The sequence below is a fragment of the Thalassotalea sp. PP2-459 genome (assembly GCF_001913705.1).
In the GTDB taxonomy this organism is placed as follows: domain Bacteria; phylum Pseudomonadota; class Gammaproteobacteria; order Enterobacterales; family Alteromonadaceae; genus Thalassotalea_C; species Thalassotalea_C hakodatensis.
The window spans coordinates 162,040-177,756 of sequence record NZ_MKQD01000065.1; the positions used below are offsets into that span (position 1 = coordinate 162,040).

Annotated in this window: 7 protein-coding genes; all 7 read left to right on the plus strand. The window is 38.1% G+C overall.

Annotation, left to right across the window (positions count from 1 at the left end; all coding sequences use genetic code 11):
- Positions 1-98 precede the first annotated feature (98 nt).
- The 7 genes from BI291_RS15540 to BI291_RS15570 all read left to right on the plus strand — a co-directional run bounded on the left by BI291_RS15540 (position 99) and on the right by BI291_RS15570 (position 15,717).
- The gene (locus BI291_RS15540) at positions 99-2,963 is read left to right on the plus strand and encodes an FAD-binding and (Fe-S)-binding domain-containing protein (RefSeq protein WP_074499704.1); all 2,865 of its coding nucleotides are present in this window, start codon (positions 99-101) and stop codon (positions 2,961-2,963) included.
- Positions 2,964-3,240: 277 nt separating this feature from the next.
- Positions 3,241-6,183 carry a TonB-dependent receptor gene (locus BI291_RS15545; RefSeq protein ID WP_074499707.1) on the plus strand — a complete coding sequence of 981 codons (2,943 nt, stop codon included), beginning with the start codon at positions 3,241-3,243 and terminating at the stop codon, positions 6,181-6,183.
- Between the two features lie 145 nt (positions 6,184-6,328).
- Positions 6,329-8,830: a penicillin binding protein PBP4B gene (pbp4b, locus tag BI291_RS15550; protein WP_074499709.1), complete on the plus strand. Its 2,502-nt coding sequence runs from the start codon at positions 6,329-6,331 to the stop codon at positions 8,828-8,830.
- Positions 8,831-9,012: 182 nt separating this feature from the next.
- Entirely contained in the window at positions 9,013-10,863 is a 1,851-nt protein-coding gene (locus BI291_RS15555; RefSeq protein WP_083602114.1) for a glycoside hydrolase family 36 protein, read from the plus strand.
- Positions 10,864-11,080: 217 nt separating this feature from the next.
- Entirely contained in the window at positions 11,081-12,643 is a 1,563-nt protein-coding gene (locus BI291_RS15560; protein WP_074499711.1) for a sodium/sugar symporter, read from the plus strand.
- Positions 12,644-12,700: 57 nt separating this feature from the next.
- The gene (locus tag BI291_RS15565; RefSeq protein ID WP_074499714.1) at positions 12,701-13,585 is read left to right on the plus strand and encodes a helix-turn-helix domain-containing protein; all 885 of its coding nucleotides are present in this window, start codon (positions 12,701-12,703) and stop codon (positions 13,583-13,585) included.
- A 161-nt stretch (positions 13,586-13,746) separates the two neighbouring features.
- Positions 13,747-15,717: a glycoside hydrolase family 97 protein gene (locus BI291_RS15570; protein ID WP_074499716.1), complete on the plus strand. Its 1,971-nt coding sequence runs from the start codon at positions 13,747-13,749 to the stop codon at positions 15,715-15,717.

The window sequence follows — 15,717 nt, forward strand, 5'->3', positions numbered from 1 at the left end:
ATAACGTTAGTCTATAGCAGTGTACTATTCCAGTTTTCATAATTGATGGAATAAGAACTTAACTTTGTAATTGTGGAATAGAAAACGAGCGTGCAATAATGTTAGAAAAATCATTCCCAGCTTTTCAACAAGCAATAAAAGGGATTCTCGACGAAAGCCAAATTATTACTGATAAACTTCAACGTTATGCCTTTGGTACAGACGCAAGCTTTTATCGTTTAGTGCCAAAGCTTGTCATTAACATCGATAACGAACAGCAACTTATTGATGTGATGAAAGCGTCATATCAATATTGTGTTCCCGTTACCTTTAGAGCCGCAGGCACAAGCTTGTCTGGTCAAGCGATCACGGATTCAGTTTTGATAATTTTGTCTCATGAATGGAGCAAAATTGATATTTTGGAGAAAGGAAAAAAAATACGATTGCAACCTGGCGTGATTGGCGCACATGCAAACCGTACGTTGGCAAGCTATGATCGTAAAATTGGCCCTGATCCCGCATCGATAAATAGTTGTAAAATTGGTGGAATTGCAGCAAATAACTCATCTGGTATGTGTTGTGGAGTAAAGAATAACAGTTACCATACTATGGCTGATATGCGTATCGTGATGGCGAATGGAAGTGTGCTAGATACAGCGAACTTATTGTCGCGAGAACAATTTCTTCGAGAGAATCCTAAATTAATTGCGGAAATATCGGCGTTAGCCGAAAACGTTAAGAAAACCCCTGAGCTTGCTGTTAAAATTGCTCATAAATATCGATTGAAAAATACAATGGGTTATGGCGTTAATGCCCTATTAGAATACACAGATCCTATTGATATCATTAGCCATTTGATGATTGGATCAGAGGGAACTTTAGGTTTTATTTCTGATATCACCTACCACACGATTGAAATTGAACCATTCTCAGCGGTTGGTTTATTTGTTTTTGACGATATTCAGATAGTCTGCGAACTTGTGCACAAATTGGCGACAGAGTCGGTATCTGCCATTGAGTTAATGGATGGCACGGCACTAAATTCAGTAACAGATAAATTAAAAGCGTTTATTTCAGTAGAGCAGCTATCGCATCGTCATGCAGGACTACTTATTGAAGTATCCTCTGATACTTCGGATGAGCTAGTAAATAAGCTAGCCTTAATTGAACAACACATTACTGATTGTGGTTCTCACTTGATCGCTGCTCAAAAATTTACGCAAAGCAAAGAAAATATCGAAAAACTGTGGGCAATACGCAAAGGTATGTTTCCAGCCGTAGGCGCAGCTAGAACAACAGGTACGACGATAATTATAGAGGATGTTGCTTTACCATTAGAGCATTTAGCAAATGGCGTCGATAAGTTGCATCAACTTTTTCAGCAATACAACTATCACGATGCAATAATTTTTGGTCATGCATTAGACGGAAACTTACATTTCGTTTTCAGTCAGTCATTTGAAGAACAAAAAGAAATAGAGCGCTACAGTCAATTTATGCGTTCGGTTTCTAATCTTATCGCGATTGATTTTCAAGGGTCGTTGAAAGCTGAACACGGCACAGGTAGAAACATGGCCCCATTTGTAGAAATGGAATGGGGAGAACATATTTACAAAGTCATGCAGTCAATCAAAAGTGCTTTTGATCCGTTAAATATATTGAATCCTGGAGTCATTATTAATGACAATGCGAATGCACATTTATTAGATCTAAAGTCTTTACCGCAATCCGATAACATTATTGATAAATGTATTGAATGTGGGTTTTGTGAATCGGTATGTCCGTCAAAAAATTATACCTTAACGCCACGACAGCGCATTGCTGTTTGGCGACATATTAGCGATTTAAAAGCGCGAGATAAGCGTGGGAAACTGTCTGAAAAGCAACAGCTAGAATACAAAGAATTAGCACAAAGTTATCAGTTTTTCGGTATTGATAGTTGTGCAGCTACAGGGTTGTGTGCTCACCAATGCCCAGTAGGTATTGATACAGGAAAGTTTATTCATACCTTAAGAGAGAGAAATAACCAGTCTCAATGGGCGCAGCAATTAAGTGCTAAGTATTTTGATAAGGTATTATGGGGTGCGAACAAAGCGGTAACATTAATCGCCAAAACTTCACGGGTGTTGGGGCCAGAGCGTACAAAGATGATGTTTAAATGGCTAAATAAACTTAGCTATAACAAAATTCCGCTCTGGCAAAATAGTTGGCCGAATGGTGCTAGTCGTAGCGACCTTAAACAAGCACACTCATCATCTTCTGGTGAAAAAAACAATCAGCAAGCAAGCAAAGTTGTTTTTATTTCTTCGTGCACAAACCGAGTTTTTGCAACAGACGAAAATGCGCAAGATCAGCGCTCATTAATCACAGTTTTATCTTCAGTGTTAGCGAAGGCAAATATAGAATTAATTATTCCTAACTCAATTGATGCATTATGTTGTGGCAAGCCTTGGTTGTCTAAAGGGAATGAAGCGGTGGCCGACCAAAAAGCCCAGCAATTGATTGATGCAGTAAATGTTGCCTCTGAGAATGGACGTTGGCCTGTTGTTATTGATGCAAGCCCTTGTGCTTTAACGTTAAGCCAATTAAAGCAATCCAGAATTTTTGAGCTTTCTGACTACTTACTTACCTCTGTGGTGCCCTCTCTTTCGATTACAAAAACTGCTGAACCAATTATGCTGCATAAAACCTGCAGTAGTATTCAACAAGATGGTGCTAAAGCGTTAACGATGCTAACTGAATTGTGTTGCGATAATGTTATTATTCCTAATGACATTAATTGCTGTGGCTTTGCTGGAGATAAAGGTTTTTTCTTACCAGAATTAAATAAAGCTGCATTAGGTCCTTTGTCTGATCAAGTTCCAAAAAATTGCCAACGTGGGGTTAGTAATAGTAGAACCTGCGAGATAGGTCTAAGTCAACATAGTGGAATTCCATATCAGTCTATTATTTATTTATTGGACGAAGTAAGTGAGTCTGCATAAAGCAATGTATTTTAGATCATGCACAAGTAATTATGATAAGTATACATATTGTTTATTTTGTGTTAACAAATTAGCAACATTTTCGTACTAAAATATTTTAAAATAGCAAAATTATAATAATAAATTATTTACATTGTCGTGTTGTGTGGTAAGTTAATTATGTTGGATAATTAATGATCACTCATGGATAACGTAACTAATAGTACTTTACTTTTAGAATGAGGCGTTCGCTAACCAAGTGATTTATTAAATAATAATAAATTAGGAGAAGCCAAACATGAAACTTAAAAAAATAGCCTTATGTATAGGGTTAGGGCTAGGCGCCATTGCCAGCGCCAACGCAGCCACAGACATTCGAGGTAAAGTATTGAGCGAAGGAACAGGATCTTCAGTAGAAGGTGTTGTTGTAACCGCTAAAAGTAACGTAATGCCAAAAGCTCGAACGGCAGTTACTCGCGCCGATGGTAGTTATAGTTTACCAGCTTTATTACCGGGTAACTATGAACTCTCATTTAAAGCCAAAGATGGAACCGTGCAAACTGCGCAAGTTCAAGTATTCTTAGATCAAACATCGAAACTGAATATGGTTCTAATCGATCCTTCACAAACAACCGAAGTGATTACAGTTTCAGGATCTTATATTGTGCGTGAAGGTGACTCGTCACTAACAAACTCCATCGGTTCAAAAGCGATTGAGTCACTACCCGTTGGCCAAGATTTTCGTGACATGATGAAGCTTATTCCTGGAGTGCAATACAGCGAAAATGCCACGTTAGGGGTAAACGCAGGTGGTTCTGGCCGTGATAATAAATATGGCTTTGATGGTGTAGATGTATCATTACCTATGTTCGGTAACTTATCTGCAGAACCATCTACACATGATATTGCCCATGTATCTATGGACCGTGGTGGTGCTAAAGCAGTAGGCTTTAACCGTTCTGGCGGCGTAGCGGTGAACTCTAAATCTAAATCGGGTACCAATGAATTTCATGCCAACCTAGAATACAAAATTCAAAATAAAAACTTTGTAGCCGACAGAGATATTGAAAATAAAGAACTAGCACAATTTACCACAGATAAGTCTTGGATTATCGGTAGCATTAGTGGCCCAATTATTGAAGACGAATTGTTTTTCTATGGTTCTTTTTATCGCCCAGATGTTACGCGAGTAAATAAAGAAACCGCGTATGGTCCTGCAAAAGATTATAAAAGTGTTCGCGACGAATACTTTGGTAAATTTACTTGGGCACCTACTGAAGATTTATTATTAGATTTAAGCTACCGGACCTCTGATAGAGATGGCCGCGGTCAATCGGTTGGTTCATTTGATCACGACAGTACCTCAAACGGTGATGATGCCACACAAGATATTTTGCTGATTGAAGGGTCATACCTAATTGATGATATGACAACCTTATCGTTTAAATACAGTGAATTTGATTATGAAACAGCGGGTGCGCCAGATACTACATTTGATGATGTAAACCCGCGTATCGGTGATTCATTACCATTGGGTCAGCTTGATCAAAGTGGCTTATTTAGAGTCCCTGAGCTTGATGAAGATTCTGATATCTATGACAACGTTGTTGCACAAATGCTGATTGACCAGTACGGTTATGTTGGTGATGACGGCACTAAACGTGGTGGTGGTTCAATTGGTGGTGACAATGAGTTTAATAATCAAAATTTCTATCGTGATAGTTTTGAAATTTCACTTGATCACGCATTAGAAGTTGGTGATGCGTTCCATAACCTACACATAGGCTTTCAATTTAAAGAAAGTACTGAAGTGTTAAGTCGTTTATCAAATGGCTGGGGCTCAATTTCATATGTTGGTGGTGAGCAATTTGATGACTACGAAGGCGATATACCTGTTTACTATGCGGCTAGTGTGCAACAAATGAGTTTGGAAAGTGAAACGGGTGATGTCGTTGCACCAATTACCTCTTCGAGTAAGTCATATAACATCGAAGTAAATGACACCATCGAACATGGTGATTTTGTTTATAACGTGGGTTTTGTCATTAGTAAAGATGTGCTATATGGACAAGATTTAAAAGCTAACTCTTCAAATGTATCAGGCTATGAAATTGCATTGGGTCATAAATACAAAATGCATACCATTGACTTTAAAGATACCTTCCAGCCGCGCTTAGGCGTTACCTGGAATTATGCCGAAGATGCAACCGTGTTTGCTAACTACGCAAGTTATAACCCTGAAGCATCGTCTTTGGCGCGTGCGGCATCTTGGGCACGTAATTCACAAAAATCTATCGATGTACTCTTTGATGAGAACGGTGATTATATTACTGACCAACCAGCGAGTGGCTCGTCGGGTAAGTTCTTCCAGGAAGGCATCAAGCCAAAACGTATCGATGAAATTACCATTGGTGCAACAAAGTCAGTCACAGACAAGTTATACGTAAAAGGTCATGTTCGTCACCGCGAATTATCACACCCTTGGGAAGATACTCCGAACAATGCAAGGCTTTATGGTGAATATGGCCCATTTGGTGGTGTGCCAGCGAATATTGCTGAAAAAGGTTTATATATCGAAAACTTAGCTGCAATGCGTGATGAAATCGGCGGTTCGTCTTACGTTATTGCAGAACTTGATGGCGCTAAAAACACCTACTATGAAGTGAGTTTAGAAGCTGAATATAGCGCAGACAGATACTTTGCTAGTGTTTCATATACGTGGAGCCATTACTACGGTAACTATGACCAAGATATTACCAGTGGTGCCAGTGATGGTAACTTATTTATCGGTTCATCTAACTTAGCGGATGGTATAGGTCGTCAACTATGGGATGGTAAATACGGTAAATTAAATGGTGATAAACCTCACGTATTTAAAGCGTATGGCTATTACACCACCGACTGGGAAGCCAATATTGGTGCTTACTTAGTCTACCAATCAGGTGATGTATGGGAAAAATGGGATGGTGAGGTCTTTGGCTATGCAAGTGACACCATTCGTTATGCTGAGCATGCCGGCAGTCGCCGCGAAGCGAGTCATTGGCAAATGGACTTAAATTATACGCAAAACTTTACCGTGTTTGATAACTACACTGTGAGATTCCGTGCCGATTTATTTAATGTATTTGATAACCAAACCGGTTACAACTACGACCCATTTGCCGACAGTGAGAACTTCGGTAAAGCGCGTGACTTGATTAATGCACGCCGCTTACAGCTATCGGTTAATATTGGTTTTTAAACTGAGATTAGCCAATATTTATTGATAAATGGTTTAGATAAAAATCCCCGTAATTACGGGGATTTTTCTTAATTTTATTGTTTGCTCATTGTTAATTATCATTGATTAAACAATAACATTAAACAGGAACTTTGAACGTTACATCATGCTAGTGTCTTATTTTAAAAATAATTTATTGTCGCCGTATAAAAAACCAACAGCCCTTACAGCATTGATGGCAACATACTTGCTTTTTCTCTCAAGCTGTAGCTCGCTTTCCATCGAAGAATTACCTTCTGAAAACTATAGCAAACGCATTAAATTTTTGGTGATGCATTATACGGCGATCAATTATGAACGCTCGGTAACGGCGCTAGTGGATAAAGGCGGTGTGAGCTCCCATTATCTATTACCTGAAAGACTAGACAACACCTATGATCATAGTGATTTAAATATTTATCGACTTGTTGATGAACAAGACCGCGCTTGGCACGCGGGTTCAAGTTATTGGCAAGGAAGACGAGATTTAAATGATCATTCAATTGGTATAGAAATAGTCAACGTACCAGAATGTAAACGTACTGAAAATAAAGCACTTATAGGTAGAAGCAGTGATAGCCGAAATTGTATTTTTCCTGATTATGACCCTGAACAAATACAGCTATTAATTAAACTATCAAAAGACATATTAGCAAGAAACCCTGATATTGGTCCTACGCAAGTGGTTGGCCATGCCGATATTGCACCGGCTCGAAAGACGGATCCAGGCCCTAGATTTCCTTGGTATCAGTTATACAAAGCCGGCATCGGTGCTTGGTATGAAAAGTCAGATATGGATCAATACTGGCAAATATTTCAGCGAGATATTCCGAATATCGGCCTAGTACAAAAAGCGCTTAATCGCTATGGATATGGGATCATTGAAACTGGGATTTTAGATAGTAATACCATTGATACATTGACCGCTTTTCAAATGCATTTTATTCCTTGGAATATTAATGGGAAAGCTGATGCTAAAACTGTCGCGACATTGTTTGCGTTATTGAAAAAATACAAGCCCAATAAGCTTGAAGCGTTATGGCAACGCTATCAGTTTGAACTGCAACCAGTGATAGAACCTGTATATCGTGCCAAACGCGGGCAAATAGATAGAGTATTCCCTGACGCGGAAGAAAAACGCAGCAAAAGAGAATTGGTAAATGACCGAGCAATTTTTAAAGCGTATAAAGGGCGCGGCGAAATTATTATTGATAGCATGAACGCTACATCAGCTGATATTTACATTAATGGCCAAAAGATTTCTATTGCTTCTCCAATGGTTGCTGGAAACCGCTATCAATACAGCTTGGCACGACGCACTAAAAATGGTGATAACACGCTTAGAGTTGAAAATGTAATACCTGAAGGTGCCACAATTAATATTGTTATTCCTTATCCTACGCTCGTCGATAAGTCTATGAATAAAAATGCTAAAAACCTTAAAAGCTTTTCAGCGGTAGATAAACAAATTACTGATGATATTGAGCAAGGGTTTCCTGGCGCCGCTTTATTAGTGATAAAAGATGGCAACATTATTAAACATCAGGCATATGGTTATGCCAGAAAATTTGCAGATGGTGGTGAGCTTTTAGCACAGCCGGTAAAAATGCAGAAAAATACCATTTTTGATATTGCTTCAAATACGAAAATGTTTGCGACTAATTTTGCCTTAATGACATTGGCAGAAGAAGGACGACTCGATGTGACTAAGCCGCTTTCTTATTACTTACCAGATTACAGTGGTGGAGGTAGAGATAGCCGTTTAGTTAAAGATTTTCTAACGCATACAGCAGGCTACGCACCTCAAGTACGATTCTTTACCAAAGAGAATAAATTAGGTGAGAGCTTTTATTCTCAACACCATAAAAAAACCAAGCAACTCATTCTAAATAATGTGCCCTTTGTTGTTGGGCGTAATACTAAGCACATGTACAGCGATACAGACTTTATGTTGCTTGGCATGTTAATAGAAAGAATAACCGGACAGTCATTAGATGTTTATGTCGAACAACACATATACCAACAACTTGGGCTAACCGACACATTATTTAACCCTTTAGATAAAGGTAAATATAAACAACAGTTTGCCGCAACAGAAGTACATGGCACAACCAGAGGCGGTCGTGTTGATTTTAGTAATGTCCGTAAGTATGTATTGCAAGGTGAAGTACACGATGAAAAAGCCTTTCATTCTTTTAATGGCGTAGCCGGACATGCAGGTCTGTTTTCAACAACATTAGAAATCGGTGTACTGATGCAAACACTTTTAAATGGTGGTGGCTATGGCGATAAACACTTTTTTAATCAGCGCATTTTAGATCAATTTACTAAGCCTGATGATAGCGATGGTAGTTTTGGTTTAGGTTGGCGTCGTAGTAATAACGGCGCCTTAAAATGGCACTTCGGTCCCTATGCTAGTTCTTCCGCTTATGGTCACACAGGATGGACAGGAACAGTTACAGTGATAGATCCAGAGCATGATTTAGCCATTGTGTTACTGACAAATGCACGACATACATTAATTGAAGGTGATGAAAAGCACTACAGTTTCAAAGGTAAGCAGTTTGAAACAGGGAAGTACGGCAGTATTATTTCATTAATATACGAAGAAGTTTTACATTCTATGTAGATGCGTTAACAATATTGTGTTTAATTTACTCGACGTTTTTAGTGATATTATATCGTTAAAGTCTTTATGAATTGTCAAAAAAGATGATTTTTTGGGAGTGTTTTCATGTTAAATGAGACGGACGTTGAGGGTTTTAGTGATAGCATTTGGCTTACTGTTTTATATGATTAGGAAGTTTTCTTTTGAAAGCCATACAAGCACTATTATTTTTTACATTGTTAATTATCTTAAACAATGTGCGCGCTGAAAATGTTCAGCAAGAGTTTTCAATTAACGGACAAAAGTTCCAAATACAATCGCTTAAAAGTGATTTTTCATTTTCGACCAGCGATGTTCGAATGGAAAACGGCATATACTATGCGACAATTCATCAATCGTTAAATGATAAGCATGAAAAAGCAATACCAACAACGTTTTCTGTAAAATGGCAAACGCCGTCACACGACATTGCTGGTGTGTGGAACCCTATCTTTAATAATGATCATATTATTCCAGCAGACTGGAGTAGCAAAGCGCTAGATTCAATGCTAACGCGAAATGCTCCTGTTTATACATTATTTGGTCACGATGATGTTAATCGCTACACTGTGGCTGTTAGTGACGCGGTAAATTTAGTACACCTCTCAGCGAAAGTGCGAGAAGAAGACTCAATGATTTATCATGAGCTTGAGTTTTTATCTGAAAAACATAAAGCGGTGAACACCTATTCTGTAAAAATTCGAATCGATATGCGCAGCGTTCCGTTCTATCAATCATTAAGCGATGTTGCTAGTTGGTGGGCTAGTATGCCTGAATTTAAACCGACACATGTGCCAAATGATGCTACTGATCCTATGTACTCTACTTGGTATAGCTATCATCAAGTTATTGATCATGAAGAATTACTTGCTGAAGCGAAAATAGCGGCTTCGTTAGGTTATAAAGCTATTATTGTGGATGATGGTTGGCAAACGAAAGACAGTAATAGAGGATACGCATACACAGGTGATTGGGAGCCAGAGCGGTTAAATAACATTGAAAAATTTGTCGATGACATTCATCAGTTAGGCATGAAAGCGTTACTTTGGTATTCCATTCCTTTTGTAGGAGAAAAAGCAAAAGTAGCTGAACAATTTAAAGGTAAATACTTAAGTCATAGTGAATCATTAGAGACTTATGTATTAGATCCGCGTTATCCTGAAGTAAGAAAGTACTTAATTGATCATTATGTTCACGCGATTAAAGATTGGAAATGGGATGGTTTAAAGTTAGATTTTATTGATCAATTTAAAACAAATAAAGATACCGTACTTGAAAAGCGAGATGGTCGTGACTTTGCGTCAGTGTATGAAGCCGTAGACAAGCTGATGTCAGATTTGATCACTGAACTGACAGAGATTAACCCTGATGTCATGGTGGAATTTAGACAAAGATACATAGGGCCGGCTATGCGAAAGTATGGCAATATGTTTCGCGCAACAGATATTCCAAATGGCGCAGTAACGAACCGAAGAAGAATCGTTGATTTAAGATTACTGAGCGGAGACACTGCGGTACATTCTGATATGCTAATGTGGCATTATGAAGAGCCTGTAGAAATTGCGGCACTACAATTATTGAATATTTTCCATTCTGTACCACAGTTATCAGTGAGGCTGGCGGAGCTACCCAAAAGCCACTTAAATATGGTTACGCATTACACGCAATATTGGTCTGAAAATAAAGATGTTTTACTTAATGGTTCATTTAAACCTAAAGGTATTTTTGCTAATTATCCGCTTATTTCAAGTGAGAAAGGGCAAAAGCAAATCATTGCACTTTATGATGACGTAATCGCTAATATCAGTGAACACGATGTCAATCAAACAGATATCCTTAATGCAAAGAAAAGCACGTCTGTTATTGTTAAGTTTGAGAATGACTGGCAGAAGGTACAATTAATTGTTCAAGACTGTGAAGGTAACGTTGTGAGTAAAACTATCAAACGATTGCAATCGTCTTTACTTGACGTTGAGGTACCTGCATCAGGATTATTGTCTATAGTAAAAATGTAAATACATTTCAGGACGGGACATTGCACTAAAAAAAGGCCGCAAATAATGCGGCTTTTTTTAGTGGCCAATATAAAAGACAAACATGAATTCTTTTGGGTAGTCCGGATAAAAAACTAAATGCTCCTAATAAGTAGTAATTGATAAGAGTTTAGTTGAAGCAAACCTAAGCAAGTTATAACGTCTGAGGGTTTGTTAATTTGCGTAAAGGTTGTTCGTTGTGAAACTCGAAATGTTAGATGTAAGTGTGTTTATTGCGTATGTCATTGGTCTACTAATAATAGCGTTATGGATATCAAAGGAAGAAAAACAAGAAGGTAAAAATACCGAAGACTATTTTTTAGCAGGTAAGGCGCTTCCTTGGTGGGCAATAGGTGCATCACTTATCGCTTCAAATATTTCAGCGGAGCAAATTATTGGTATGTCAGGCTCTGGCTATGCTATTGGTTTAGCCATCGCTTCATATGAGTGGATGGCGGCAATTACCTTGATAATTGTAGGTAAGTATTTACTTCCCATTTTTTTGAAAAACAAAATTTTCACCATGCCTCAGTATTTAGAGCAACGCTTTGATACCAACGTAAAAACGACATTGGCATTATTTTGGTTAGCGGTTTATATCTTTGTTAATTTGACTGCCGTGTTATGGCTAGGTGGGTTAGCGATCGAAACTGTTGCTGGCGTTGATTGGATGTTTGGCATGATATTCTTAGCCGTTTTTTCAATTGCTTATTCACTTTATGGTGGGTTAAAGGCTGTGGCGTATACCGATATTTTACAGGTAGTGTTATTGGTATTTGGCGGTTTGTTGTTGAGTTATTTAGCGTTAAATGCTGTGTCGGATGGTCAAGGTGTTATTGCTGGCTTTTCGATTCTGACTGAGCAAATGCCTAGTCACTTCGATATGATCCTTAGCGCTGACAATGAACACTATATGAGTTTACCTGGTATATCTGTACTTGTGGGCGGCTTATGGGTGATGAACTTTAGTTATTGGGGGTTTAATCAATATATTATCCAGCGAGCATTAGCGGCAAAAAATATCAACGAAGCGCAGAAAGGCATTGCATTTGCTGCTTTTTTAAAGTTATTAATGCCCATTATCGTGGTATTGCCAGGAATCGCTGCTGTGGTGTTGTATCCTCAACTTACCTCTCCTGATTTAGCTTACCCCTCAATGATGGCCTTAATGCCTGTTGGGTTAAAAGGCTTAGTATTTGCTGCATTAGTTGCTGCTATTGTCTCTTCACTGGCTTCAATGACAAATAGTATTTCAACCATTTTTACCATGGATATTTACGCTAAAATTGTGCCTGAAAAGTCACAGCGTCATTATGTACAAATAGGCAGAATGTCAGCGTTAATCGCGCTTGCCATTGCACTGGTCGTTGCCCAACCACTATTGGGAGAATTTGATCAAGCCTTTCAATATATTCAAGAGTTTACTGGCTTTTTTACCCCAGGTATTGTTGTCATTTTTATGCTGGGTATGTTTTGGCGTAATGCCAATTCTAAAGGGGCACTTGCGGCCGCAATTGGTTCTGCAGTTTTTTCTTTGATATTTAAAATATTATGGCCTGGGCTTCCTTTCATGGATCGTGTTGGCTTGGTTTTTGTTTTATGTTTGTTTAGCTGTGTCGTTGTTTCTCTACTTACCACAGAAAAGCAGAAGAATACCTGTGTGAACATTCAAGAAGTGTCGTTCGATACTAAGACAACGTTTAATATTTCAGCGGTGATGATAATCGTAATTTTAATTATATTGTATGCAACTTGGTGGTAATATTCGTGCTATGTGGCATAAATATGATGATCAAAAGCATTAGTTGAAGGGGATATTATGTTGAATTGGATTAATAGGATTATTCCTAGAGAGTCTGGACCTCTGGAAGTTCAAGGTGAAGATGCAAAGTTTGGCTTTCAAAAACATACGCCTCAAATAATGGAGCATAGCCATTGGCATGGCCATATTGAAATCAATTACCTTTTTGGCTGTTCGGCAAGCTATCTAATTAATGGTAACCATATAGAAGTTCCGGAAGGTAAGATGATTTTGTTTTGGGCATCAATACCGCACCAAATGACGGATTACAAAGGAGATGGCTATATGGTGAATTTATATTTGCCTTTACAGGCCTTTCTTTCATGGAAACTCCCTCACCGATTTATTGAGCTTTTACTTTATGGTGAAGTATTAGTGTCGGAAAGCTTGTATGAAAGCGATCGTTTAGTAACCGATATTTGGGAGAACGATTTAAACAAAGATGATCCACAACTGACGGTGCAAGTGATTAGTGAAATTCGTAGCCGTATTAACCGTATGGCCATTGAAAACTTTACAACATTTGACTTGGTTGAACGCCATTGTAAAAGTAAAAAATCAAGCATTGTAAGCGGTATTAGCCATGTGCAAACCATGCTGTCTTATATTGCAGAAAACTATGATGAAAAAATAACGATAGAACATGTTACTGGCGCAACGGGTTTACATAAAAATTATGCAATGAAATTGTTTAACCGCGTGATGAAAATTAGCATTAAACAATATGTTAATCAATTACGTTTACAGCATGCACAGGCCTTACTTGTTGATACGGAGGAGCCTGTGGTTAATGTTGCTAACATTGCTGGATTTGGTTCTGTAAGCCGCTTTTATGATATTTTTCAAAAAGAATTACATATGTCACCACTTGAGTTTAGGTCATCTATCATTAAGACAAATTAACAGTATAAAGGTTACTTTTTGGGAGGGATTGCTGAATAAACAGAAAGCCATTTCTATTTCAGCGTGTTTTAATTTGAATCAATAGTGTGTACATAGGCACATATCTCCCATTAGTTAGCAAGGATGCCAACTAACTTTAAAAAGTAAAGAAGGTAATGCAAATGCATAACAAGGTTTTATCAGTTCTTTTTCTTTTGGCATTTTCGGGTTTAACGGTTGCTAAAGAATACTCTGTAACATCTCCAGATAAAAAAATTCTCGTCAATATTGATACCAGCGGTAAGCACCTACGTTACTCTGTCTCTATTGAAAAAAACCTTGTTATAGAAAACGCACAAGCTGATATTTCGCTAAGTCATGCAGAAAGTTTGTCTACAGCGTCGGTCGTTAGCGTTGACAAAAAATATGTTGATTCAACCATCACTCCGTACATTAAGCAAAAAACAGCTACTATCACTGAACATTATCATCAATTGACGTTACATTTTGATAATGGCACATCAGTAGAGTTTCGCGTATTCGATGAAGGTGTTGCTTATCGGTTTATCACAAATAAACACGGAAAATTCACCGTAGATAATGAAGTTGTTAAAGTAAACTTTGTTGACGATCACTTAGTTCAATATCCATTAGAGAAGAGTTTTTACTCTCATAATGAAAGGACATATCAGCCACTTAAGTTGAAAAAAATCAATAATAAGCAGATGGCTAGCCTACCTTTATTGGTCGACACACAAGAGTATAAACTTGTTTTTACTGAGAGTGGGCTTAGGAATTATCCAGGGCTTTGGGTTAGAGGAACTAGCCAAACAGCATTAGAAGGAATACACCCTAAACGTGTGCTTTCGTCTGCATTGAAGCCTGGCTCTGATCGCAATGAAGTGATCAATAAACGTGCGAACGATATTGCAACAATGAATACTGATTCACCAACTACGTTTCCATGGCGAATTTTTGCGATAAGTAAAAATGATGCAGAGCTATTAACAAATCAGTTGTCTTACCTTTTAGCTGATGAACTGGAAATTGATGATCCTAGCTGGATAAAACCGGGGAAAGTTGCATGGGATTGGTGGAATGCAAACAATGTATATGGTGTAGATTTTAAAGCTGGTATTAATACTGATACTTACAAGTATTACATCGATTTTGCGTCAAAGTACGGCATCGAATACATAATTTTAGATGAAGGTTGGTATGAACTCGGTGATGCATTAAAAATCGTAGATACGATTGACCTGCAAGAAATTATTAAATACGGTCGCGAAAAAGGTGTTGATGTTATTTTATGGGTGATCTGGGAAACAATCGAAGAAGATTTAGACCATATCCTCGCTACCTATCAACAATGGGGTGCTAAAGGCATCAAAGTGGACTTTATGCAACGCGATGATCAACATATGGTGAATTATTACTGGCGTGTCGCGGAAGTTGCTGCAAAACATCAATTATTGGTTAATTTTCACGGTTCATATAAACCAGCAGGCCTTCGAAGAGCTTACCCTAATGTTATTACTCGCGAAGGTGTAAGAGGATTAGAACATAACAAATGGGCTGAATATATCACTGCTGAGCATAACTTAACCTTGCCATTTATTAGAATGGTGGCAGGGCCTATGGATTACACGCCGGGTGCAATGGTAAATACTCAACCAGAAAACTTCCATGTATCATTTAATAGGCCGATGAGTAAAACTACTCGTGTGCATCAAATGGCATTATACGTTGTGTTTGAAAGTCCTTTGCAAATGTTGGCAGATAGCCCTTCAAACTATCTTAAAGAACATGAATCAACCGCATTTATTAGCCAAGTACCAACCGTTTGGGATGAAACAGTTATATTATCAGCAAAAATTGCAGATCATATTGTCATGGCAAGACGTTCTGGTGAGGAATGGTTTTTGGCTGCGCTGGGTAATAGTAAAGCAGCAAATCATACGATTGACTTAGACTTCTTAAGTGAGGGAGAGTATCAAATGGAATTTTTCCAAGATGGTGTAAATGCTGATAAGTATGCAAGCGATTATAAGAAAAAGTACCAATCAGTTAATCAACATAGCTCTCTTTCTATTCACTTAGCCCCAAGTGGTGGTTGGGTAGCACGTATTTCGAAAAAACAGAGTAAACATTAA

Bases quoted from the DNA above. Each gene is read 5' to 3' on its own strand.
- BI291_RS15540 (WP_074499704.1), top strand. From the start codon at position 99: ATGTTAGAAAAATCATTCCCAGCTTTTCAACAAGCAATAAAAGGGATT.
- BI291_RS15545 (WP_074499707.1), top strand. From the start codon at position 3,241: ATGAAACTTAAAAAAATAGCCTTATGTATAGGGTTAGGGCTAGGCGCC.
- BI291_RS15565 (WP_074499714.1), top strand. From the start codon at position 12,701: ATGTTGAATTGGATTAATAGGATTATTCCTAGAGAGTCTGGACCTCTG.
- BI291_RS15570 (WP_074499716.1), top strand. From the start codon at position 13,747: ATGCATAACAAGGTTTTATCAGTTCTTTTTCTTTTGGCATTTTCGGGT.
- pbp4b (WP_074499709.1), top strand. From the start codon at position 6,329: ATGCTAGTGTCTTATTTTAAAAATAATTTATTGTCGCCGTATAAAAAA.